This is a genomic window from Psychrobacter cibarius (assembly GCA_030686115.1).
Classification (GTDB): Bacteria; Pseudomonadota; Gammaproteobacteria; order Pseudomonadales; family Moraxellaceae; genus Psychrobacter; species Psychrobacter cibarius_C.
The window spans coordinates 3317666-3343597 of the sequence record CP131612.1 but is presented as its reverse complement, the minus strand read 5'-3'; the positions used below and the strand labels follow the sequence as shown (position 1 = coordinate 3343597).

Sequence of the window (25932 nt, the reverse complement as noted above, 5' to 3'; positions counted from 1 at the left end):
AGGCAATAAACAATTAATAATATAGTAGAGGGCAGGTGGTCTGCTATTTAGATTTGTAGGCTTATTATGCAAGGGTTACATTTAGTCAGAGCCAAAAAAAGAGCCTCGGTTGAGACTCTCTTTCATTTATCGTTTCAAATATCTTTTTTTACTCAATGACCCACTTAACCACCGAAGTCATCAAGCATGATGTTTTCATCTTCCACGCCTAAGCTGTGTAGCATGTCGATGACCGCCGCATTCATCATCGGTGGCCCACACATGTAGTATTCACAGTCTTCTGGGTTTGGATGGTTTTTCAGATAATTTTCAAGTAGTACATTATGGATAAAGCCGGTTGGACCTTCCCAATTGTCTTCTGGTAATGGATCAGACAAAGCCACATGCCACTCAAAGTTATCAAACTCTTCTGCTAGTTGATCATAATCTTCAACATAGAACATCTCACGAATAGAGCGTGCACCATACCAAAAGCTGATTTTACGCTTAGTATGTAAGCGTTTAAGCTGATCGAAGATGTGCGAGCGCATCGGTGCCATACCAGCACCACCACCAACGAAAATCATTTCAGCTTCAGTTTCTTTCGCAAAGAATTCACCATAAGGACCTGAAACCGTAACTTTATCGCCAGGTACTAGGCTAAATACCCATGAGGACATTTTGCCTGGTGGAATACCGTCAGGACCGCGTGGCGGTGGACTAGCGATACGAATATTAAACTTAATAAGGCCTTTTTCTTCAGGGTAGTTGGCCATCGAGTAAGCACGAATAACTGGCTCATCAACTTTTGAGACATAGTTGAAAATACCAAATTTTTCCCAGTCTTCGCGGTATTCTTCGTCAATGATAAAGTCTTTATAATGCACTTCATGCGGTGGCGCCTCTAACTGCACATAACCACCAGCACGGAAGTTCACTTCTTCGCCATCTGGAATCTTAAGGACTAGCTCTTTAATAAAGGTAGCAACGTTGTCATTAGAGAGAACTTCACATTCCCACTTTTGTACATCGAAAAACTCAGGGTCAATCTCGATTTTCATGTCTTGCTTAACGGCTACCTGACAAGCCAAACGCATGTGATTGCGAATTTCGCCTTGAGTAAAATAGCCTTCTTCGGTGGGCAAGATAGAGCCGCCCCCTTCAATAACGCGGCAACGACACTGCGCACAAGTACCACCGCCACCACAGGCTGAAGATAAGAAAATACCTTCGCTTGCAAGGGTTTGTAGTAATTTACCGCCTGCTGGGGTCACGACGTCATTATCGGGATTATCATTGATATGGATGGTAACATCGCCTGAACTGACCAGTCTTGAGCGCGCCGCCAAAATAATGGCAACGAGGCCCATGATGATCAAGGTAAACATAGCAACGCCACCAATCGCCGTAGCGTAATCCATGGTAGGTATCCTTAATCTATGGAGTAGGGGTGCGAAAAGACGTCATTGCGTGTTTCCTGAACCCCTACCGAATAAATGAATTAAATAGGTCAAATCGCTAAATAGGCTGTTAAGCTTAGCGGTCTAAATTGACATACCGCCGAAAGACATAAAGCCAAGTGACATTAGACCAACTGTGATAAAGGTAATACCAAGACCACGCAGCGGTGCTGGAATGTCTGAGTATTTTAACTTTTCACGGATACCGGCCAATGCGGTAATCGCCAATGCCCAACCGAAGCCTGCGCCCACACCATATACGACAGATTCGCCGAAATTATAGTCACGCTCAACCATAAACAGTACACCACCTAAGATGGCACAGTTTACAGTGATGAGTGGCAAGAACACCCCAAGGGCGTTATACAAACTAGGGACGAACTTATCGAGGAACATCTCTAGAATCTGTACGGTCGCAGCAATCAAGCCGATATAACTGAGCAAGCCCAAAAAGCTTAAGTCGACATCAGGGAAACCTGCCCATGCCAGCGCACCATCTTTTAGAATGAACTGAAAGAGTAAGTTGTTTAGCGGTACGGTAATCGCCATCACGACGACCACGGCAACACCCAGACCAATAGCGGTTGAAACCTTCTTTGATACGGCCAAGAAAGTACACATACCTAAGAAATAGGCCAGCGCCATATTCTCAATAAAGACTGAGGTTATAAATAAACTAACATAATGTCCCATTAGTGACCGCCTCCATGTGCCATGCCTTTAGACTGCGGCTTCATTACAAATTCAGCGTCTTCAACCTGCTCAGGTTTCCAGATACGGATAATGGCAATGAACAAACCAATAATAAAGAATGCTGACGGTGGCAACAGTAATAGACCGTTCGGAATATACCAACCGCCATCAGTGACAGGCTGTAGGATGGTGATACCAAACCACGTACCTGAGCCAAGTAGCTCACGGATAGTCGCGACAAACAGCAAAACCGCAGAATAGCCAAGACCATTACCAATACCATCTAAAAAGCTTGGCACTGGTGGATTGCTCATGGCAAATGCTTCGGCACGACCCATCACGATACAGTTGGTGATAATCAAACCAACGAAGACCGACAAGCCTTTACTCACATCATAAGCAACGGCTTTTAGCACCTGATCGACCAAGATAACCAATGAGGCAATAATAGTCATCTGTACGATAATACGAATACTTGATGGAATCTGTTTACGAATGATCGAGATAAAGAAGCTTGAAAACGCCGTGACTAAGGTCAACGCCACACACATTACCATGGCATTGGCCATGCTTGTGGTGACAGCCAGCGCCGAACAGATACCAAGGATCTGTAGGGCAATGGGGTTATTATCAAAAATAGGCGAGGTTAAAATACTTTTAGTGTCAGCCATGTTATGCCTCCTTGCCGTTTGCTACTGGTCGCTTGGCTGCCAGTTCGGTTTCAGGTTGAGCGCTCAGCGTTGATTGCGTAGCTTGTGTATCTGCCGCATTATCAATTGCTTGACCACTCTCTTTACGTAGCGTATCTAAATAAGGCTTATAACCTTGCTCACCCAACCAAAACTGAATCATGTTACTGACACCGCGACCGGTCAAGGTTGCACCACTGATACCATCGACCCAGTTCTCTTTCGGTGTACCCGCTTTGGTCACACCCGTGGCAACATTACCATTTTCGTCATATGAGTGGATACCGCTCCACTTCGCACGCCACTCTGGCTCTTCGATACGAGCACCCAGACCTGGGGTTTCTTTATGCTCATAAAAGCTGATGCCTTTGATGGTATTCATATCGCTTTCAAGGGTTAAGAAACCATAGATAGTGCCCCATAGTCCATAGCCTTGAATCGGCAAAACAACCATTTCAGGTTTGCCTGCGTCATCTTTTTTAACATAGACTTTGGCATATTTAGGCTTGCGACCAATACCAGCAGGGTCATTGTTGCCTAAATCTTCACTCAGTGCTTTATTCTTAGTCGCTTGGCTTGCGTCATAAGCATTACGATCAGGGATGCCAGCGGCTTTTAGAGCTTCATCATCAACGTAGCTGCCTTTACTTAAGTCAATAATTTCGACATCGAAATCTTTAAAACGTTCAGCAACATCATCTGCTGTATCAGACTCGGCATCGTACATGCCAGCGGCAACCAAGATGTTTTTGTTACGGTCTAAGCGTGCGTTTTCAATTTGAGCAGGTTTTAGACCAACCGCTACTGCTGAAACTAAGACGGAACACACCAAGCATAGCGTCAATGCCACACTGATGGTTTTCGCATTATTACTTTTGGGCTTGGACATAACGAACCCTCCGAGCTGTTTGGCGTTTGATGTTTGCTTGGGTCACAAAGTAATCAAACAATGGAGCAAATAAGTTGGCGAATAAAATAGCCAGCATGATGCCTTCTGGGAAAGCTGGGTTCACGACGCGAATCAATACCGTCATAAAACCAATCAAGATACCATAAGCCCAGCGGCCTTTATTGGTATGCGCAGCTGATACAGGATCGGTTGCCATGAACACGGCACCAAAGGCGAAGCCACCGATAACTAAGTGCCAATAAAACGGCAGGTTCATCATCATATTGTCTTCAGAACCAATCATATTAAAGACAAGAGAAGTAGCAATCAGACCTACCACACAACCTGCCATAATACGCCATGAAGCAATACGCGTCCAAAGCAGAACGACGGCACCCATTAGGATAGCCAGTGTTGATACTTCACCGATACTGCCTTGCATATTACCTAAGAACGCATCACCCCAAGTGATGGCATTACCATAGACGTCGACGAAGTCCTGAGGAACTACGCCTAACGCGGCAAGACCAAGTGGCGTCGCACCAGAGAAACCATCAACGGCAGTCCATACTGAGTCACCAGACATATAAGCAGGGTAAGCAAAGTATAAGAATGCGCGACCCGATAGGGCAGGGTTCAGGAAGTTTTTACCCGTACCACCGAACACTTCTTTTGCGACTACGACACCAAAGATAATACCGAGGGCAACTTGCCATAAAGGAATATCTGGTGGTAAACAAAGCGCAAACAGCACTGAGGTCACAAAGAAACCTTCGTTGACTTCATGACCGCGCACTACGGCAAAGATAATCTCACAGAGAATACCGACCGCAAAAGTGACGATATAAATCGGTAAAAATTGCATCGCCCCGTAAACGAAGCTTGCCCAGATACTGTCTGGGTTATAGCCTGCCATACTGGTGATAACAGTACGCCAGCCTTCAGGCTGCAAACCAAGCGTTGCAATCGCCGTTAGTGCTTGATGACCGATGTTGTACATACCCCAAAACATGGCTGGGAAAGTACATAACCATACGGTAATCATAATACGCTTTAGGTCGATACCGTCGCGTACGTGTGATGCTGAGTATGTGGTTGAGCTTGGTTGACGCAAAAACGTATCAAACATCTCAAAGATAGCATAGTATTTTTCGTGTTTGCCACCCTTGGTGAAAGACGGCTCCATACGATCGAACATATTGTGTAAAAATTTCATCGTGGTTAGCCCTCCAGCTCAATGCGCGTCAAGTTATCACGCAAAATATCACCGAATTCATATTTGCCAGGAGATACGAAGGTGCATAATGCTAAATCTTCTTCGTCCAATTCGAGCACGCCCAAATCTACGGCGCTAATCATGTCTTCGACAATTAATGCACGTAGTAACTGTGTCGGCAGATAATCTTGCGGCATGACCTCTTCATAAACCCCGATAGGTACCATCGCTCGCGGTGAACCATTACTCGTGGTCGTAAAGTTATATTTCTTATTACCAAAAAACTTAGAAATATAAATAGGCAGCTTAGAGAAGCGGTTGGTGCCGACACTTAGGAAATGGAACGCTGGACGTTCACGCCCTTCAGGCAGCACACTGATTTGATTATGAAAGCGACCAAGATAAGCCGTATTGCCAAATACTTTGCGACCTGACAACACCGAACCAGAAATAATACGGTTCTCGCCAGCCGCCAGCTGTCCTTTGGTCAGAGCAGCGATATCAGCACCGCGCTCAGTAGCGACCAAACGTGGCTTGGTGACCGCAGGACCCGCCAAACTAATGATACGGCGCGTATATAAGCGACCGCTGGTGAATAGCTTACCAATCGCAATCACGTCTTGATAGCCAATCGTCCATACGGTCACGCCGCGCATGATTGGGTGCAAAAAGTGAATGTGCGTGCCAGCCAGACCAGCAGGATGCTTACCAGCAAAGCTATGATACTCAGTGACATTATTAGCCGCCGTTTTGGCAACTGGCGTCAACTGGGCATCACCGTGATGGCAAACAAAGGTCTTGGGGCTGAGTGTCGATAAGACAGCAAGTCCGTCATTGAACGCTTGCAACTGATCGTTAATCAGCAGCATTGGGTCAAATGCTAATGGATTGGTATCCATAGCGGTGACAAAAATAGCATGAGGACGGGCACCGATTTCTGGCGCACGGCTATAAGGGCGCGTGCGAAACGCGGTCCATTCGCCAGAGGCAAGCAGTTGGGTTTCAACAACTTCAGCGTCTAGGTCAGCAAGTTGCTGGGAGTCATAGCGCTCGAAGTCTACTTCTTCACCGTTTGGGTCGACCGCAATCACAAGGCTCTCAAACACACGTCGCTCACCGCGTTTAATCGCGACGACTTTACCAGCAGCAGGGGCAGTATAGATAACGCCAACTCGTTTTTTGTCTTCAAAAACGGGCTGACCCTTTGCTACGATATCACCTTCTTTGACATTCATCGTGGGCTTCATGCCCACATAATCATAGCCAATAACGGCGACATGTGTCGGTTGGTGCTCAGATATCTCGCGGGATGATTCACCGGTGATGGGCAAATCCAAACCTTTTTTGATGGTAATCATAAGCGAAAACTTAGTCCATAGTCTAAAACGATACCAGACGTCCTGTTTGGTATATCGGTAGCATGAACATCTGCGTCATTCAATAAAGCCCCCACGTCTCTCTTCCTATAGTAGGATAGTGACAAAGGATCTCTAAAAATAACGCATGATCATAACTACTAGTAAGAGTATTAACGCTGACCTTAGACTCCTTAACAACACGTTAATGTCTTATTCGAATGACCAAAGTGGCGACTGGCTACCAAGGTGTATGTTAAAACCATCAAATCAAACACAATCGTTCAAGCCTTTAGCGAAAATGATTGTGTAGACAATAGCTCTATCATACGTTTCATTGAAAATTAAAGCTTGTAACACCAGCGCAATTGACCACCCTTATCGGTTTGGTATCTTGTTAATAGATACGCAATTAGATAAGAATGCAGCCAAAAGATGATCTATCGAAATAGATGATAAACTGGTTGACAGACAAACTAGCGAAGCCATTATTAAGTAGATTTCACTCACATCAATAAGCGGCTATACAGCTAGTAATGACTGTTCTAAAATAGTTAGCTAGTGATAGAGAGACGATAGAGACTATAAAAAAGAAAGAGGCGTCATTAGAGTTTAGTGCTGTAGAGTAGACTGTTTAGAGGCCACCAGTTGAAATTTCTAATATAACCCTTCTTAGCAATATGTCAGCCAACATCAAAAAGATGCACTTAGCTGCTGCTCGACTCATCCTGACCGCTATGCAACACTAAGCCATAAATGACTCAATAAAAAGCGCAGCGCATGGTTACTATCACATAGAAACAAATAAAAATTTACCTAGGATTATACGCTAAATTGACCTAAAATTGCCAGTCAGTAATTGAATTTATCTAATGTTGCCAGTGATTCAATGTATTAAAACTTATGGTTATGATTGACAGTTTTCTTATGGTCATTTCTATCTATCGAAGCGGATTTTGGGTCTATCATGGATAGCTTTTGATTCGTCTATATATTAAGTCACTTTTGACTGATGTTTTTATGCGTGTTTAGAGGGTGTTGAACGTTCAATACACCCTGATTTTTGAATTTACTTTTCTAAATATATTTATTGTTGTGCTTTATAAGGAATGCTATATGTGTGCTGTGCCTGTCATTATCCCGGCGATTGATTTAAAAGATGGTAAATGTGTCCGCTTAAAACAAGGCCGTATGGAGGATGATACGGTTTTTTCTGATGATCCAGTGGCCATGGCAGCACGCTGGGTAGAGGAAGGTGCACGTCGACTGCATTTGGTTGATTTGAATGGGGCATTTGACGGCGTACCCGTTCATAGACAAGTGGTGAATGACATTACGAAGGCGTATCCGAATCTGCCTATTCAGCTGGGCGGCGGTGTGCGCAATATGAACACCATTGAGCAATATATTACGGCTGGTTTGACTTATATCATCATTGGTACAAAAGCGGTCGAAGATCCTGAGTTTGTCGCAGAAGCTTGCCGCGAATTTCCGGGTCATATCATTGTAGGTATCGATGCTAAAGACGGCATGGTCGCGACTCATGGTTGGGCAAATGTGACCGATACCAAGGCGACCGAGCTTGCAAAGCGCTTTGCAGATGTCGGCGTATCGTCGATTGTCTACACCGATATCAACCGCGATGGCATGATGCAAGGCGTCAACGTTGAACAAACTGTCAGTTTAGCACGTGAAGGCGGCTTGCCTGTGATTGCTTCAGGCGGTGTAACCAATATGAAAGATATCGAACTGCTGAAACCTTATGGCGATTGTATTGAAGGTATCATTACTGGTCGCGCGATCTATGAAGGCACGTTAAACTTGGGCGAGGCACAAGTTTATTTAGACAGTTAATGATTATTGAACATTCAGTAAAGAAAGATGAGTACGAAAATCTATAAAAAGCAAAGGATGCTTATGAACACTGACTTTGACCGTTCAACGATGTGCGATTTTATAAAAGCGTGCGGTCAAATGCTGTTGTTACTAAGCATCCTTTTTGCCTTTCCAGTGTATGCGGCTGGTGAAGAGGTGACTGGTATCACCTCTGCATTGGGGATAGATACAGCAGAAAACCCGGCAGCTGATAAACCTTTACTTGATGCGACCTCAGAAGAGGAAGCTTCAGCATCTCCAGTTGTCATACCTGAGCCAGCACCACCGCCCATAATCAGTGGTGAGAGCACCAATAATGCGCAAATCGAAACCACTCCTACTCCGCAAAAAGATAATGACATCCGTCAACGTATTCAGGGTATTTTTTCTGAAATAGAAGGTCTGCAGGCTATCAATGTCAGCGTTACGCAAGGTGTTGTCACCTTAACCGGAGAGACGCCGAACGAGAAAAAAGCGCAACAAGCCATTAATTTGACCAACCGTCTGACAGATGTGGTCACTGTCGAAGATCGAATTGATCGTACCCTTGATGTTCAAGACAATGTCACTACCGTTTATCAAGGTCTTAAAGCACAAGCCAAAAATCTGGTCAAAGCCTTGCCACTCCTATTGGTCGGCATTGTCCTATTTGCATTGGTGACATGGTTTGGTAGTTGGCTGTCTAATCGCAAAAAAATGTGGCAACGGCTCACGCCCAATCCGTTTGTCGCCGAATTGCTGTCACAAACCGTTAAAGTTATTTTTATTATTTTCGGTTTGATTCTTGCGCTGAGTTTGATAGGCGCCGAAACCATCTTAGGCACTTTGCTTGGCGGTGCAGGCGTTATCGGTATTGCCGTTGGTTTTGCGGTCAAAGACACTATTGAGAATTACATTGCCTCGCTCATGCTCAGTATTCGCCAACCATTTCGCGCACGTGATCATATTTTAATTAATAATCAAGAGGGGATCGTAGTACGGCTAACCTCACGTGCGACTATTCTGATGACTTTAGATGGTAACCAGTTGCGCATTCCCAATGCTGAAGTATTTAAAGCAACGATTTTAAATTACACCAAAAATCCAGAACGTCGATTTACCTTTGAATTAGGCGTTGATGCCAATGATGATCCATTAGCGGCTATCAAGGTCGGACTGGATGCGATACATACATTAGCATTCGTTTTAGATGAACCAAAAGCAGTGGCTGTCATTACCAATGTTGGCGACTCTAATATCATTTTGGAATTTCAAATTTGGGTGGACCAATCAGACACGGACTTCTCAAAAGCACGCAGTATTGCCATTCGTGAGACCAAGCATGCGTTAGAAAATGAAGGCTTCAGCTTGCCTGAACCGATTTATCGTTTGCGTTTTAATAGTAACTTAGAAAAAGCATTTGAGAATATGCAGGCTAACGCTAACACTGATAGTGCTAAGTCAGACATGACAATTACGCCCAAAGTGCCTGATAAAAACCAGAATGAAGATAATAGCGTTGATGATAAGGACAAAAAACAAGCAAAGGCTCGTGCCAAATTGATTTTACAAGGTCGCAATGCTGATGAGGTGCTTAACGCTCGTCCTGACGACAAACTCATGGAAAAAGTTGAACAGGAAATTGCAGAAAGCTCTGACGAGACTGATTTACTGAATAATAATAGCCCGCAAGAATAATTTGTAAAAATTTGCTAAAAACTAGGCATAAAAAATGCAACGAAACGTATATCTGATTATCATTCAAATACGAGACATTTTTTATGCAAATGAAACACTTGATTATATTCGCCCTAGTGGGCATGGTTGCGTTACTAGGTTTTAACCTCATTAATGGCAATCAACGTGAGAAAGATAGAGAAGTAGTCATAAGTGATGCAGGATCTGAGCAATCTCCCGATACAGTGTTACCAAATACTGATGATGTAGAAAGTGGCTCGGTAGATGTCGCGAGCCAGCCACTTGGCAAACAGCCTAAAGCCATTCTCGATAATGCTACCGCGAAAATAGATCAGGCGCAGGAAGCAGACAAGGAACGTCTAGACCAGATGAGTAATGCGCAATAATGATTTAAATAGTTGTTATAAAATACCACGCACAAAAAAGGCCAACGATGACGTTGGCCTTTTTATTATTTAAAGTGTTTACTAACACTAGCTTTTCTTACTTGCGCCTTTACTACGGCTGCCAGTCTTTTTAGCGGGGCTTCTTCTATCAGTACTTTTCTTATCAGTACTTTTTTTAGAAGGCGCGCTCTTCGTTTGATTCATTTCACTAGATTGCAATTTAGCTTTTAAATCAAAGTCAATTTGTAGCAGATCCATATTGACGCCAGCAACTTTCACTTTAACGCGATCGCCCAGTCCGAATAATGTCCCTTTGTCTTTACCGATCAGCTGTTGTTGCTGCTCATCGTAAACAAAGAAGTCATCACCAACATTAGAGATGTGAACCAAACCATCAATATATAAGTCAGTCAAGGTAACAAACAAACCGAAGCTTGTGACTGTAGTGACCACACCTTCGAACTCTTCACCAACATGATCTTTCATATAGTGACACTTGAGCCAAGACTCTACATAGCGTGAGGCTTTTTCGGCACGGCGCTCAGTATCTGAGGTTTGCGTACCAGCAGCTTCGAGAGAAAAGTCCATCACTGGCTGCTGAGTATTGGTCACTTTTGCTTTGATGGCACGATGCAGCATCAAATCAGGGTAACGACGAATCGGCGAGGTGAAGTGGCTATATTCGTCATAAGCTAGCCCAAAGTGACCGATATTGTCAGGTGCATAGTTTGCTTGCATCATTGAGCGCAACAGCATGCTGTGGATACTAATTGCATCGGGTCTGTCTTTGGTGGCTTCAATAATGCGCTGATAATCGGCTTGCGTTGGATTTTCTTCTGGGAAGCTTAAACCAAAGTTCTTTGCGTATTCGTGAATACGCATTGATTTTTCGCCATCAGGTTTGTCATGGTTACGATATAAGACAGGAAGCTCATGCTTGAGTGCAAAGTTCGCTGCACAAGTATTGGCCAGCAGCATACATTCTTCAATGAGTTTTTGAGCATCACCGCGAGTACGCGGTAGGATTGCTTCGATACCACCTTTCTCATTAAATTTAATGTATGTCTCAACTGTTTCAAACTCCATTGCATGACGCTCTTCACGCTTTTTAAGCAGTAGCTCATACAATTGATGTAAGGTATCGACAGATTTTTTGACGTCTTTATTACCCGTTAGTGAGGTAGGTACGCTCTTATCTTCTGGATTCTCAAGATAAGCGTTCACTTGATTATACGTTAAGCGTGCTTGTGAGTGCATGACAGCAGGATAGAACTCATAACCGGTCACTTTGCCTGCCCGCGATATTTTGATATCAGCTACCATACAAAGACGATCACGGTCAGGATTTAGTGAGCACAGACCATTAGAGAGTACTTCTGGCAACATTGGAATCACGCGATGTGGAAAGTATACGGACGTACCGCGCTCGTAGGCATCTTTATCAAGTGGCGAGTTTGGTGTGACGTAATAACTGACATCAGCAATCGCAACTAAGACACGATAGTTGCCACCAGAGCGTTTTTCAGCAAATACGGCATCATCAAAATCACGTGCATCTTCACCATCGATAGTCACCAGCGGCAAATCACGCAAATCTGTACGACCTTTTAAATCTTTTTCAGTCGGCTCTTGATAATCGTTGGCTTGCTTCAGTGCTGCTTCGCTAAAATCTGATGGGATATCATAATTAAGTAAGGTGGTCTCAATAATCAGTTCGCGATCATTGTCATCAGACAGTACTTCAGTGATTTTACCCGTCGCAAATTCATGCTGATTTGGCCAATCAATAACATCAACCTTAACAGGAGAGCCTTGCTTGGCATTCATCGCTTGTACATTTTCTTCAGTAACGGTAATCGGCTGGTGATTATTTGGACTACCAAGCTCGACACAGTAGCCGTCTTCATCACGCGCTAATGTACCAATGAAGTTATTTTGACGACGTTCAACGACATCGACGATACGTCCTTCTGTGCGCCCGCGATTGTCTGTCGATGTACCGACTGCATCTACAGTGTCACCGTTGAAAACCCAGCGCATTTGCTTTTCATGTAAAAACAAATCTGGCATATCGCTTAATAATACAAAGCCAAAGCCTTTAGGATGTGCAGACACTGTACCTCTGACGACATCTTGCTTGGTCACCGTGCGATAGCGATAAGGACGACCGTCGCGGTTTACTTGTCCATCACGTGCCATCGCTTTTAGGCGATTGCCTAAAGCGTCAAACTGGTCTGGGTCATCAATATTAAAGGCTTTTGCCAATTGTTGATGCGTGACTTCACCATGCTCATTAATCGTACTGAGTATCAGTTCGCGACTAGGGATAGGATTGTCATATCTTTTTGCCTCACTTGAGGCGTTTGGATCGTTCCAACTCATAAATTACCGTATCTATTTTTAAAATTATTAATAATGGCTATCTTAACACGAACGACGTTGCAATATCTTGCGTCAATTGTCTTAAGTGTATTTGGTAGCAGGAAGTGGCCACCTTTAATAGGCAACAACTATTAAAACAAATCAAATGTCGATATCGACTGTACTTGATCTATTGGTTATCTTTTTACTGTCTATCTCTTTCGACACTTCTAATACTGTTGTTTGGTTAGACTTATCCAAGTATTTCTGAGCCTTATCGACTTCAGTAGTCAAAGTATTGACCGTCTGTTTCATGTTCTCTAGCGCTTCAATTTTATAATTGCTAATCATATCCATCGTATCATAGACGTTATTGAAAGCGTTTTGCAATTTATCAAGCTCAATGCTGCTACTGGTCGCTTGCTCATGGATTTCACCTGACTGACGTTTTAGCATCGCTGAGGTCGATTCAATCAAGCTACTGGTGGTTTTATTTAAAGCAGTAATTTGATCAAGTACCAGTTTTTGATTGGTCATCGCTTGTGCAACCACGACCGCTGTACGTAGTGCAGATACGGTGGTTGTGGTGGCTCGATCAACACCTTTTATCAATTCTAAATTATTGCGGCGAATGGTATCGAGCGCTAAATAGCCTTGCACGTTCACGGCTAATTGGGTTAAAAAGTCGGTGTTTTTCTGACGCACATAAAACAACATCTCTTCTTTAATAATGCGTGCTTTTTCGGGATCGGTCGCTTCTATCGCATAAACCTTTTGTTCTAACTGCTCATCGATTTTTTTGCCGACATAAACGTATTGGCGTATGGATTGCATCAGCTCCCACATATTGACTTTTTCTTGCTCAATCATCGCATTGTCTTTGAGCAGCTCATCCTTACCATTATATAGACTGGTTACTACGGCGTTGATATGTGATTGTGCCGATTCATATTGACGGAAGTAATCCTGTACTTTATTGCCAAATGGGATGAGACCGAATAGCTTACGTGAGCTGGTCAGCTCTTTTTTACTGGGATCTAAATCTTCGACGATGCCGCGCAACTCAGTCAATGACTTGGCGATAGGAGAATTATCAAATAAGCTGTCATTTAAACTTTTGGCGGGTAAATCGAGCATACGATTAGACACTTGGGCTGATTCACGAATCTCTTTGGTACCGAGATTATGAATCGATTGCACATTTTGCTGAAATTCAGCGCTGTGTACAGAATTATTAATCACATGATCAACAAAGGCATCGACCTTGGCATCAAGCTCTGGGATTTGGCTGTCATCCAATTTGACCATTTGATCTGCTTCGCTTTTTTGTATTTCTCTCACAGGTTCAGGCGCGGTTAGGGAAATACTTGGCGTCGTTGCGTTTTCTGGTGGGGTCAATTCTTGCATGAAATTTCCTTCAATATTGGATAAAAGTAGTGTTTTTGTCAACGACTCTGATGGTCGTGATATACGTTATTTTTATACACTTACTAGAAATTTTTAATAAATGCTGATTAGCAAATATAAAACAGACCTTTAGATTACCGCGTAATCAAATGGTTGAGAAGGTAGGTTTTGTAAAATAGAGTCAGCCAATTATATCTGACTAAACATATTTAAAAGAGATATGTATCTATGCACATAATAAAAAACCATCAATATCCCGCAGTATATTGATGGTTAAGGTTATACATATCTATATTGACTAACAGCCATCTAATAAACAGATTACTTTTTCTTAGTTGGCCCAAGCAGCATACCCATCTGACGACCTTCCATCTTAGGATATTGCTCAACGTTAGCAATCTCAGCAGTATCTTCGATAATACGATCTAGCTGCTTGCGACCAATTTCTTGGTGCGCCATTTCACGGCCACGAAAGCGAATACTGATTTTAACTTTGTCTTGGTCTTCCAAAAAGCTGACGATTTTTTTCAGTTTAACCTGATAATCAGCTTCTTCAGTACTAGGACGCAGCTTCATCTCTTTTAGCTGAGTTTGCTTTTGGTTCTTTTTAGCTTCTTTCGCCTTTTGCTTTTGATCATAGAGGAAATGCTTATAATCCATGATTTTGCATACTGGCGGTTTGGCTTCAGGAACCAATTCGACCAAATCTAGACTGTCTTCACGTGCCGCTTTCATCGCGGTTTCGATATCGACCACGCCCATCTGTTCGCCGTCTTCTTTAACGAGACGGACTTCTTTGGCTGTGATATCTTCGTTGATGTTCAAACGGTTTGACTGTTTAATAGGTATTACTCCTCATCTGTTTTTGGGGTCTGTCGGCCTTTGTCGCTGACAGCGGTCTGTACTAATTTAATAAATTCTGGAACACTCATCACGCCAAGGTTTTCACCTTCACGAGTACGGACATTGACACTGCCCGATTCGACTTCTTTATCCCCTAATACTAGCATATAGGGAACGCGTTCTAATGTTTTCTCTCGTATCTTAAATCCAATCTTTTCGTTACGCAAGTCACTAATAGCTCGCAAACCTGACTTTTTGAGTTCGCTGACCACATTTTCACAAGCATCTGCCTGTTTATCAGTGATATTCATCACCACCACTTGCTGCGGTGCTAACCAAACGGGCATCCAACCGGCATAGTTTTCAATCAATATACCGATGAAGCGTTCGAATGAACCTAAGATGGCACGGTGCAACATAATAGGTACTTCGCGCTCGTTTTGCTCATTGACGAATTCGGCATCAAGGCGCTCAGGCATGTTTGGGTCAACCTGAATCGTACCGCACTGCCAGACGCGACCTAAAGAATCTTTCAAACTAAATTCAATCTTCGGACCATAAAATGCGCCTTCACCTGGCAGATAAGCCCAATCAAGACCTGAGCTATCTAATGCATCGGCCAAAGCTTTTTCGGCAAAATCCCAAGACTCATCACTACCAACCCGTTTTTCAGGGCGAGTCGAGAGTTTCATAATGATATTGTCAAAACCAAAGTCTTCATAAACGGCAAGAGTTAGCTTAATAAAGTCAGCGACTTCTTGCTGGATTTGCGACTGTGTACAGAAGATATGTGCATCATCTTGGGTAAAACCGCGTACACGCATCAAACCATGTAGTGAACCTGATGGCTCGTTTCGATGGCATGAGCCAAACTCTGCCATACGTAATGGCAGGTCACGGTAAGATTTTAAGCCTTGGTTAAAGACTTGCACGTGGCACGGGCAGTTCATAGGTTTTACCGCATAATCACGATTTTCGCTGGCAGTCGTAAACATATTGGTAGCATAGTTGCCCCAATGTCCCGAACGCTCCCACAAACTACGATCGACGATTTGCGGTGTTTTAATTTCTTCATAGCCGTTATCGTGCTGTACTTTACGCATATATTGCTCAAGTACTTGGTAAATAGTCCAACCATTGGCATGCCAAAACACCATACCTGGCGCTTGCTCTTGCATATGGAACAGATTTAACGCTTTACCAATTTTACGATGGTCACGTTTTTCAGCTTCTTCGATACGCTGAATATAGGCTTTTAAATCTTTTTTATCCGCCCATGCTGTACCATAGATACGTTGCAGTTGCTCGTTCTTGGCATCACCGCGCCAATATGCACCAGACATTTTGGTCAGTTTGAATACTTTTAAAAATCTGGTGTTCGGCACGTGTGGACCACGGCACATATCGACATATTCTTGATGATGATATAAGCCAAACGCTTCTTCGCCTGGCATATCATTAATCAGCTTAAGCTTATAGTCTTCACCACGTTCTTCAAAGATTTTAATGACTTCATCGCGTGGCGTTATTTTTTTGATAACGTCATAATCTTGCTTGATGAGCTCCATCATGCGTTTTTCAATGGCTGCCATATGCTCAGGCGTAAATGGTGTTTCGCTATAAATATCATAATAAAAACCATCATCGATAACGGGGCCAATCACCATTTTTACATCAGGATATAACTGCTTAACAGCATGACCTAATAGGTGAGCACAAGAATGGCGAATGATATCGACACCGTCATCATCTTTTGGTGTCACGATTTCAACCTTAGCATCATGAGTGATAGGGTCGTGCGCATCAACTAGATGACCATCTACACGTCCGGCGACCGTTGCTTTAGCCAATCCTGCACCAATGCTTTGTGCCACTTCCATGACGGTGGTGCTACCTTTGAAGTTTTTTACGCTACCATCGGGTAAAGTAATCGCTACCATAATCTATTCACCTTTTTGCGTCCGTTGGCAGTGATGATTGCAACCATCAATCATATAACCGCAAGACTGCGTCAATTATATCCAACTGCTATGATATGTTATAAGAGATAGATATCACTTAAAGGCAAAATTTCAAACAATCAACCGTTGAACAATCAAGGCTAATAAGAAATGCCATTAAGCAATATTATAAAGTCAGCTATTATAGCAAAAACTGTGTATCAACACTAGATAGTAAGGGATTAGGTCGGCTTCTATATATAGATGCTATCTATACGAATATCAAGAAGTGTAAATCAGAGTTAGCTAAGGACACAGCGAAGGCTGTTATCAATGAGCAGATAAACATGCCAAAAAGTCAGTATAGAGCCTCAAAATTTTAGCTTAAAGTAAGTTCTTAATGGCAACGCTATAGATAACAATTAATGAATATCGATAGATACTGTTTAAAGCTGAGTTATTATTTAAGCGAATTAAACAAACACTTCCTCTAACCCATTGAAAACTATACATTATTAAAAGTCTTATCAAATAAACCTAAAAACCTCTGATAAAGCGGTTGACACTCTCGTCAGAATCTATATAATACGCCCCACAGCAAAGGAAGCTAAGCAGTAAGTTAACCAACTTATTACTTAGATTACCAAGCTAAGACAAAACATAAAAAAGCTTGACAAATCAAATCATTATGATAAGATAGTCGGCTCGCTAGATAGCTTGACCCGTAAGGGATTAAGGCTAAATAGCAATAGAATTACCCTATATATCAGTTACTGGACGACAGTGATTGAGCACTATTTAAAAGCATAACTAAAGAACAACTTGTGTGGATTTTTGCTGATTCAGAATGCTAAAAAATAAAGTTGGTTTTAACTCCTTTTCGGAGTTCATTCTAACTATAAAAATTATCATTTAAGACAGCAGAAAAACTCAAAGTTAATTCATTACGAACATAATTTTTAGCGATTTTGCCAGATTAGATGAGCCAAGTTTAGAAGCTTCTTTAAAGAGCTTCATAGCAAGATTAAACTGAAGAGTTTGATCATGGCTCAGATTGAACGCTGGCGGCAGGCTTAACACATGCAAGTCGAGCGGTAACAGGAGAAGCTTGCTTCTCGCTGACGAGCGGCGGACGGGTGAGTAATACTTAGGAATCTACCTAGTAGTGGGGGATAGCACGGGGAAACTCGTATTAATACCGCATACGACCTACGGGAGAAAGGGGGCAGTTTACTGCTCTCGCTATTAGATGAGCCTAAGTCGGATTAGCTAGATGGTGGGGTAAAGGCCTACCATGGCGACGATCTGTAGCTGGTCTGAGAGGATGATCAGCCACACCGGGACTGAGACACGGCCCGGACTCCTACGGGAGGCAGCAGTGGGGAATATTGGACAATGGGGGAAACCCTGATCCAGCCATGCCGCGTGTGTGAAGAAGGCCTTTTGGTTGTAAAGCACTTTAAGCAGTGAAGAAGACTCCATGGTTAATACCCATGGACGATGACATTAGCTGCAGAATAAGCACCGGCTAACTCTGTGCCAGCAGCCGCGGTAATACAGAGGGTGCAAGCGTTAATCGGAATTACTGGGCGTAAAGGGAGCGTAGGTGGCTCTATAAGTCAGATGTGAAATCCCCGGGCTTAACCTGGGAACTGCATCTGAAACTGTAGAGCTAGAGTATGTGAGAGGAAGGTAGAATTCCAGGTGTAGCGGTGAAATGCGTAGAGATCTGGAGGAATACCGATGGCGAAGGCAGCCTTCTGGCATAATACTGACACTGAGGCTCGAAAGCGTGGGTAGCAAACAGGATTAGATACCCTGGTAGTCCACGCCGTAAACGATGTCTACTAGTCGTTGGGTCCCTTGAGGACTTAGTGACGCAGCTAACGCAATAAGTAGACCGCCTGGGGAGTACGGCCGCAAGGTTAAAACTCAAATGAATTGACGGGGGCCCGCACAAGCGGTGGAGCATGTGGTTTAATTCGATGCAACGCGAAGAACCTTACCTGGTCTTGACATATCTAGAATCCTGCAGAGATGCGGGAGTGCCTTCGGGAATTAGAATACAGGTGCTGCATGGCTGTCGTCAGCTCGTGTCGTGAGATGTTGGGTTAAGTCCCGCAACGAGCGCAACCCTTGTCCTTAGTTACCAGCGGGTTAAGCCGGGAACTCTAAGGATACTGCCAGTGACAAACTGGAGGAAGGCGGGGACGACGTCAAGTCATCATGGCCCTTACGACCAGGGCTACACACGTGCTACAATGGTAGGTACAGAGGGCAGCTACACAGCGATGTGATGCGAATCTCAAAAAGCCTATCGTAGTCCAGATTGGAGTCTGCAACTCGACTCCATGAAGTAGGAATCGCTAGTAATCGCGGATCAGAATGCCGCGGTGAATACGTTCCCGGGCCTTGTACACACCGCCCGTCACACCATGGGAGTTGATTGCACCAGAAGTGGATAGCTTAACCTTCGGGGGAGCGTTCACCACGGTGTGGTTGATGACTGGGGTGAAGTCGTAACAAGGTAGCCGTAGGGGAACCTGCGGCTGGATCACCTCCTTATAGATGGCATTCGGTCAGCAAGAATTCACAACAAGTTGTTCTTTAGTTTAAGCTTACGTTTTAACAAGCGTAATTGGGTCTGTAGCTCAGCTGGTTAGAGCACCGTGTTGATAACGCGGGGGTCAGTGGTTCAAGTCCACTTAGACCCACCATTTTATAATGGGGCCATAGCTCAGTTGGTAGAGCGCCTGCCTTGCACGCAGGAGGTCAACGGTTCGACTCCGTTTGGCTCCACCACTATAGACGAATAAGCTTTAAGTGCTAATAGTATAAATAGAAACAAGTGATTTTAACTGATTACTTCTTTCTGTTTTATACAGAATCTGTGACTCGACGAGAGCATAGAGACTATTTAAAAACATAGATATGAGTCTGGGTTAGGAAGAGCGTGTTCACGCGCACTTCTTAACCTTAGTAATCAACCTCTTAACGACATCAGTTGTTATCCCAGGGGTTGATTACTAAAAAAAGTAAAGAGAACTGAATCAAGCGTATAAACATAGGTGATATCGTTATCATAATTAGATCTTATGACACTTTGAAGTCAACACTTATTTATAAGTTAGACTACTTGGGGTTGTATGGTCAAGTAATGAAGCGCACATGGTGGATGCCTTGGCAGTCAGAGGCGATGAAAGACGTGACAGCCTGCGATAAGCTTCGGGGAGGCGGCAATATCCTGTGATCCGGAGATTTCTGAATGGGGAAACCCACCTACCATAAGGTAGGTATCTTGTACTTGTACAAGAAGCGAACGAGGGGAAGTGAAACATCTCAGTACCCTTAGGAATAGACATCAAATGAGATTCCCCTAGTAGCGGCGAGCGAACGGGGAGAAGCCGATTAATGCTAATGTAGAAGAACAGCGTGGGAAAGCTGACCGTAGTAGGTGATAGTCCTGTATTCGAAACATTAGCGTTAACATATTAAGTAGAGCGGGGCACGAGAAATCCTGTTTGAAGATGGGGGGACCATCCTCCAAGGCTAAATACTCCTGACTGACCGATAGTGAACCAGTACCGTGAGGGAAAGGCGAAAAGAACCCCTGTGAGGGGAGTGAAATAGAACCTGAAACCGTGTGCGTACAAGCAGTGGGAGCCTTAATTTATTAGGGTGACCGCGTACCTTTTGTATAATGGGTCAGCGACTTATATTCTGTAGCAAGGTTAACCGTTTAGGGGAGCCGTAGGGAAACCGAGTCTTAATAGGGCGCCATAGTTGCAGGGTATAGACCCGAAACCGAGTGATCTATCCATGAGCAGGTTGAAAGTGCCGTAACAGGCACCGGAGGACCGAACCCACTGTCGTTGAAAAGCCAGGGGATGACTTGTGGATAGGGGTGAAAGGCTAATCAAACTCGGTGATAGCTGGTTCTCCCCGAAAGCTATTTAGGTAGCGCCTCGGACGAACACCATTGGGGGTAGAGCACTGTTTCGGCTAGGGGGTCATACCGACTTACCAAACCGATGCAAACTCCGAATACCGATGAGTGATATCCGGGAGACACACAGTGGGTGCTAACGTCCATTGTGGAGAGGGAAACAACCCAGACCGCCAGCTAAGGCCCCAAATTCCTAGTTAAGTGGGAAACGAGGTGGGAAGGCATAGACAGCTAGGAGGTTGGCTTAGAAGCAGCCATCCTTTAAAGAAAGCGTAATAGCTCACTAGTCGAGTCGGCCCGCGCGGAAGATGTAACGGGGCTCAAACTAGGAGCCGAAGCTGCGGATTTGAATTTGTTTTCAAGTGGTAGGGGAGCGTTGTGTAAGCCTGTGAAGGTGTGTCGTAAGGCATGCTGGAGGTATCACAAGAGCGAATGCTGACGTGAGTAACGATAATGCGAGTGAAAAGCTCGCACGCCGGAAGATCAAGGGTTCCAGTCCAACGTTAATCGGGGCTGGGTGAGTCGACCCCTAAGGCGAGGCCGAAAGGCGTAGTCGATGGGAAATCGGTTAATATTCCGATACTTGTTTATAATGCGATGGAGGGACGGAGAAGGTTATGTCAGCCTGGCGTTGGTTGTCCAGGTGAAAGGATGTAGGCTTACAACTTAGGTAAATCCGGGTTGTTATATGGCTGAGATCTGATAGCAAGCTGTACTTGTACAGTGAAGTGGCAAATACCATGCTTCCAGGAAAAGCTTCTAAGCAATAGTTATAAACGAATCGTACCCTAAACCGACACAGGTGATCAGGTAGAGAATACCAAGGCGCTTGAGAGAACTCTGCTGAAGGAACTAGGCAAAATGGTACCGTAACTTCGGGAGAAGGTACGCTGCTGATGGTGATAGGACACGCTCCTTGAGCTGTTGGCAGTCGCAGATACCAGGCTGCTGCAACTGTTTATTAAAAACACAGCACTCTGCAAACACGAAAGTGGACGTATAGGGTGTGATGTCTGCCCGGTGCTGGAAGGTTAATTGATGGGGTTAGCGTAAGCGAAGCTCTTGATCGAAGCCCCAGTAAACGGCGGCCGTAACTATAACGGTCCTAAGGTAGCGAAATTCCTTGTCGGGTAAGTTCCGACCTGCACGAATGACATAATGATGGCAGCGCTGTCTCCAGCAGAGACTCAGTGAAATCGAAATCGCAGTGAAGATGCTGTGTACCCGCGGCTAGACGGAAAGACCCCGTGAACCTTTACTACAGCTTTACATTGAACTTTGACCTGACTTGTGCAGGATAGGTGGGAGGCTTTGAAGCCGAGACGCTAGTCTCGGTGGAGCCAATCTTGAAATACCACCCTGGTCATGTTGGGGTTCTAACTCAGGTATAACAATACCGAGGACAATGTATGGTGGGTAGTTTGACTGGGGCGGTCTCCTCCTAAAGAGTAACGGAGGAGTACGAAGGTGCGCTCAGACCGGTCGGAAATCGGTCGTAGAGTATAAAGGCAAAAGCGCGCTTAACTGCGAGACCCACAAGTCGAGCAGGTACGAAAGTAGGTCTTAGTGATCCGGTGGTTCTGTATGGAAGGGCCATCGCTCAACGGATAAAAGGTACTCTGGGGATAACAGGCTGATACCGCCCAAGAGTTCATATCGACGGCGGTGTTTGGCACCTCGATGTCGGCTCATCTCATCCTAGGGCTGAAGCAGGTCCTAAGGGTATGGCTGTTCGCCATTTAAAGAGGTACGCGAGCTGGGTTTAGAACGTCGTGAGACAGTTCGGTCCCTATCTACCGTGGGCGTTGGAAATTTGAGAGGATCTGCTCCTAGTACGAGAGGACCAGAGTGGACGAACCTCTGGTGTTCGGGTTGTCACGCCAGTGGCATTGCCCGGTAGCTACGTTCGGATGGGATAACCGCTGAAAGCATCTAAGCGGGAAGCCCACCTCAAGATTAGATTTCCCTAAAGAGCCGTTGAAGACTACGACGTTGATAGGCAGGGTGTGGAAGTGCAGCGATGCATGTAGCTAACCTGTACTAATTGCTCGTTTGGCTTGACCATACAACACCCAAGTGGTTTGTATGAAAGCTCTAATTAATCTATCTTGTATAAGCGAAAGCTTATAGAAACGAGAGAATATTTCGATATCACCTTTAACCTTGATTCAGTTAGGTTACAAGTTGATCGACAACAAGCTAATACTTGACGTCAAACAATAAAAATAACAGACTCATATCTAACCCCCTTTGCTGACGACAATAGCATGATGGCACCACCTGATCCCTTCCCGAACTCAGAAGTGAAACATCATTGCGCCAATGGTAGTGTGGGTTCGCCCATGTGAGAGTAGGTCATCGTCAGCTCTCTATTCCTGATTATCCCCCGACTAGTTATCTAGGCGGGGGATTTTCTTTGCCTACAAAAAAGTGCCAAGATAAAAAATGCCAATGCGGGTTTAAAAAATCAGCTAGAATTCGAGTTTCCTGATAGATGACTTAGAGATTAGAGACTGATTTGGACCTATTTTTTAACAATCATTACCCTGTCAGTGAATTAAATAAGCCTTATTTTAGAATATTAAGAATAATATTTAGCTTCAAATAAGCAATTAACCCATCTAACGTCAGCTTAATACAACATCTACAGGTATTTCCAGCGTTTAAACCCAAATACATCGAATCCCTATTTTTCTCTAACCCATTGAAAACTATACATTATTAAAAGTCTTATCAAATAAACCTAAAAACCTCTGATAAAGCGGTTGACACTCTCGTCAGAATCTATATAATACGCCCCACAGCAAAGGAAGCTAAGCAGTAAGTTAACCAACTTATTACTTAGATTACCAAGCTAAGACAAAACATAAAAAAGCTTGACAAATCAAATCATTATGATAAGATAGTCGGCTCGCTAGATAGCTTGACCCGTAAGGGATTAAGGCTAAATAGCAATAGAATTACCCTATATATCAGTTACTGGACGACAGTGATTGAGCACTATTTAAAAGCATAACTAAAGAACAACTTGTGTGGATTTTTGCTGATTCAGAATGCTAAAAAATAAAGTTGGTTTTAACTCCTTTTCGGAGTTCATTCTAACTATAAAAATTATCATTTAAGACAGCAGAAAAACTCAAAGTTAATTCATTACGAACATAATTTTTAGCGATTTTGCCAGATTAGATGAGCCAAGTTTAGAAGCTTCTTTAAAGAGCTTCATAGCAAGATTAAACTGAAGAGTTTGATCATGGCTCAGATTGAACGCTGGCGGCAGGCTTAACACATGCAAGTCGAGCGGTAACAGGAGAAGCTTGCTTCTCGCTGACGAGCGGCGGACGGGTGAGTAATACTTAGGAATCTACCTAGTAGTGGGGGATAGCACGGGGAAACTCGTATTAATACCGCATACGACCTACGGGAGAAAGGGGGCAGTTTACTGCTCTCGCTATTAGATGAGCCTAAGTCGGATTAGCTAGATGGTGGGGTAAAGGCCTACCATGGCGACGATCTGTAGCTGGTCTGAGAGGATGATCAGCCACACCGGGACTGAGACACGGCCCGGACTCCTACGGGAGGCAGCAGTGGGGAATATTGGACAATGGGGGAAACCCTGATCCAGCCATGCCGCGTGTGTGAAGAAGGCCTTTTGGTTGTAAAGCACTTTAAGCAGTGAAGAAGACTCCATGGTTAATACCCATGGACGATGACATTAGCTGCAGAATAAGCACCGGCTAACTCTGTGCCAGCAGCCGCGGTAATACAGAGGGTGCAAGCGTTAATCGGAATTACTGGGCGTAAAGGGAGCGTAGGTGGCTCTATAAGTCAGATGTGAAATCCCCGGGCTTAACCTGGGAACTGCATCTGAAACTGTAGAGCTAGAGTATGTGAGAGGAAGGTAGAATTCCAGGTGTAGCGGTGAAATGCGTAGAGATCTGGAGGAATACCGATGGCGAAGGCAGCCTTCTGGCATAATACTGACACTGAGGCTCGAAAGCGTGGGTAGCAAACAGGATTAGATACCCTGGTAGTCCACGCCGTAAACGATGTCTACTAGTCGTTGGGTCCCTTGAGGACTTAGTGACGCAGCTAACGCAATAAGTAGACCGCCTGGGGAGTACGGCCGCAAGGTTAAAACTCAAATGAATTGACGGGGGCCCGCACAAGCGGTGGAGCATGTGGTTTAATTCGATGCAACGCGAAGAACCTTACCTGGTCTTGACATATCTAGAATCCTGCAGAGATGCGGGAGTGCCTTCGGGAATTAGAATACAGGTGCTGCATGGCTGTCGTCAGCTCGTGTCGTGAGATGTTGGGTTAAGTCCCGCAACGAGCGCAACCCTTGTCCTTAGTTACCAGCGGGTTAAGCCGGGAACTCTAAGGATACTGCCAGTGACAAACTGGAGGAAGGCGGGGACGACGTCAAGTCATCATGGCCCTTACGACCAGGGCTACACACGTGCTACAATGGTAGGTACAGAGGGCAGCTACACAGCGATGTGATGCGAATCTCAAAAAGCCTATCGTAGTCCAGATTGGAGTCTGCAACTCGACTCCATGAAGTAGGAATCGCTAGTAATCGCGGATCAGAATGCCGCGGTGAATACGTTCCCGGGCCTTGTACACACCGCCCGTCACACCATGGGAGTTGATTGCACCAGAAGTGGATAGCTTAACCTTCGGGGGAGCGTTCACCACGGTGTGGTTGATGACTGGGGTGAAGTCGTAACAAGGTAGCCGTAGGGGAACCTGCGGCTGGATCACCTCCTTATAGATGGCATTCGGTCAGCAAGAATTCACAACAAGTTGTTCTTTAGTTTAAGCTTACGTTTTAACAAGCGTAATTGGGTCTGTAGCTCAGCTGGTTAGAGCACCGTGTTGATAACGCGGGGGTCAGTGGTTCAAGTCCACTTAGACCCACCATTTTATAATGGGGCCATAGCTCAGTTGGTAGAGCGCCTGCCTTGCACGCAGGAGGTCAACGGTTCGACTCCGTTTGGCTCCACCACTATAGACGAATAAGCTTTAAGTGCTAATAGTATAAATAGAAACAAGTGATTTTAACTGATTACTTCTTTCTGTTTTATACAGAATCTGTGACTCGACGAGAGCATAGAGACTATTTAAAAACATAGATATGAGTCTGGGTTAGGAAGAGCGTGTTCACGCGCACTTCTTAACCTTAGTAATCAACCTCTTAACGACATCAGTTGTTA

Annotated in this window: 13 protein-coding genes, 4 tRNA genes and 4 rRNA genes; 11 read left to right on the top strand and 10 right to left on the bottom strand. The window is 44.4% G+C overall.

Annotated features, from left to right (window positions below; translation table 11 throughout):
- Window positions 1-164: 164 nt before the first annotated feature.
- From nqrF to Q6344_14200, 6 genes are all read right to left on the bottom strand, one after another.
- On the bottom strand, window positions 165-1400 hold the full coding sequence (nqrF, locus tag Q6344_14225) for an NADH:ubiquinone reductase (Na(+)-transporting) subunit F (GenBank protein WLG13710.1): 1236 nt from the start codon (window positions 1398-1400) through the stop codon (window positions 165-167).
- A gap of 123 nt (window positions 1401-1523) precedes the next feature.
- On the bottom strand, window positions 1524-2132 hold the full coding sequence (gene nqrE, locus Q6344_14220; GenBank protein ID WLG13709.1) for an NADH:ubiquinone reductase (Na(+)-transporting) subunit E: 609 nt from the start codon (window positions 2130-2132) through the stop codon (window positions 1524-1526).
- Window positions 2132-2803, bottom strand: a complete 672-nt coding sequence (locus Q6344_14215) for an NADH:ubiquinone reductase (Na(+)-transporting) subunit D (GenBank protein ID WLG13708.1) — start codon at window positions 2801-2803, stop codon at window positions 2132-2134. The genes nqrE and Q6344_14215 overlap by 1 nt, the downstream gene beginning before the upstream one ends.
- 1 nt (window position 2804) lies before the next feature.
- Entirely contained in the window at window positions 2805-3710 is a 906-nt protein-coding gene (locus Q6344_14210; GenBank protein WLG13707.1) for a Na(+)-translocating NADH-quinone reductase subunit C, read from the bottom strand.
- Window positions 3691-4926: an NADH:ubiquinone reductase (Na(+)-transporting) subunit B gene (locus tag Q6344_14205; GenBank protein WLG13706.1), complete on the bottom strand. Its 1236-nt coding sequence runs from the start codon at window positions 4924-4926 to the stop codon at window positions 3691-3693. Before Q6344_14205 ends, Q6344_14210 begins: the two co-directional genes overlap by 20 nt.
- Window positions 4927-4931: 5 nt before the next feature.
- Window positions 4932-6284, bottom strand: coding sequence for a Na(+)-translocating NADH-quinone reductase subunit A (locus tag Q6344_14200; GenBank protein WLG13705.1), 1353 nt, complete (start codon window positions 6282-6284; stop codon window positions 4932-4934).
- Between the two features lie 1113 nt (window positions 6285-7397).
- Between Q6344_14200 and hisA the strand changes: the two genes are divergently transcribed.
- The 3 genes from hisA (at window position 7398) to Q6344_14185 (ending at window position 10219) form a co-directional block, all read left to right on the top strand.
- On the top strand, window positions 7398-8135 hold the full coding sequence (hisA, locus tag Q6344_14195; protein WLG13704.1) for a 1-(5-phosphoribosyl)-5-[(5-phosphoribosylamino)methylideneamino]imidazole-4-carboxamide isomerase: 738 nt from the start codon (window positions 7398-7400) through the stop codon (window positions 8133-8135).
- 63 nt (window positions 8136-8198) lie between these two features.
- Window positions 8199-9833 (top strand): mechanosensitive ion channel family protein, encoded by a 1635-nt coding sequence (locus tag Q6344_14190; protein WLG13703.1) that lies wholly within the window; start codon window positions 8199-8201, stop codon window positions 9831-9833.
- A gap of 83 nt (window positions 9834-9916) precedes the next feature.
- Complete coding sequence (locus tag Q6344_14185; GenBank protein WLG13702.1) at window positions 9917-10219, top strand: hypothetical protein; 303 nt, start codon at window positions 9917-9919, stop codon at window positions 10217-10219.
- Between the two features lie 87 nt (window positions 10220-10306).
- Here Q6344_14185 and rnr read toward each other — a convergent pair whose 3' ends face one another.
- From rnr to thrS, 4 genes are all read right to left on the bottom strand, one after another.
- Window positions 10307-12601: a ribonuclease R gene (rnr, locus tag Q6344_14180; protein WLG13701.1), complete on the bottom strand. Its 2295-nt coding sequence runs from the start codon at window positions 12599-12601 to the stop codon at window positions 10307-10309.
- A 141-nt stretch (window positions 12602-12742) separates the two neighbouring features.
- Entirely contained in the window at window positions 12743-13987 is a 1245-nt protein-coding gene (locus tag Q6344_14175; GenBank protein ID WLG13700.1) for a toxic anion resistance protein, read from the bottom strand.
- A 321-nt stretch (window positions 13988-14308) separates the two neighbouring features.
- Window positions 14309-14812, bottom strand: coding sequence for a translation initiation factor IF-3 (gene infC / locus Q6344_14170; GenBank protein ID WLG13699.1), 504 nt, complete (start codon window positions 14810-14812; stop codon window positions 14309-14311).
- Between the two features lie 23 nt (window positions 14813-14835).
- Window positions 14836-16770: a threonine--tRNA ligase gene (thrS, locus tag Q6344_14165; protein WLG13698.1), complete on the bottom strand. Its 1935-nt coding sequence runs from the start codon at window positions 16768-16770 to the stop codon at window positions 14836-14838.
- 1026 nt (window positions 16771-17796) lie between these two features.
- Here thrS and Q6344_14160 point away from each other — a divergent pair.
- The 8 genes from Q6344_14160 to Q6344_14125 all read left to right on the top strand — a co-directional run bounded on the left by Q6344_14160 (window position 17797) and on the right by Q6344_14125 (window position 25724).
- Window positions 17797-19335: ribosomal RNA gene (locus Q6344_14160) — 16S ribosomal RNA — on the top strand.
- A gap of 75 nt (window positions 19336-19410) precedes the next feature.
- Window positions 19411-19487, top strand: a tRNA-Ile gene (locus Q6344_14155).
- A 9-nt stretch (window positions 19488-19496) separates the two neighbouring features.
- A tRNA-Ala gene (locus Q6344_14150) sits at window positions 19497-19572 on the top strand.
- Window positions 19573-19918: 346 nt separating this feature from the next.
- Window positions 19919-22781, top strand: a 23S ribosomal RNA gene (locus Q6344_14145).
- Between the two features lie 187 nt (window positions 22782-22968).
- Window positions 22969-23083: ribosomal RNA gene (gene rrf / locus Q6344_14140) — 5S ribosomal RNA — on the top strand.
- An 865-nt stretch (window positions 23084-23948) separates the two neighbouring features.
- Window positions 23949-25487 (top strand): 16S ribosomal RNA (locus tag Q6344_14135).
- Together the 16S, 23S and 5S rRNA genes with 4 tRNA genes alongside form the textbook arrangement of a ribosomal RNA operon.
- Window positions 25488-25562: 75 nt before the next feature.
- Window positions 25563-25639, top strand: a tRNA-Ile gene (locus Q6344_14130).
- A 9-nt stretch (window positions 25640-25648) separates the two neighbouring features.
- Window positions 25649-25724 (top strand) — tRNA-Ala (locus tag Q6344_14125).
- Window positions 25725-25932: the final 208 nt, after the last annotated feature.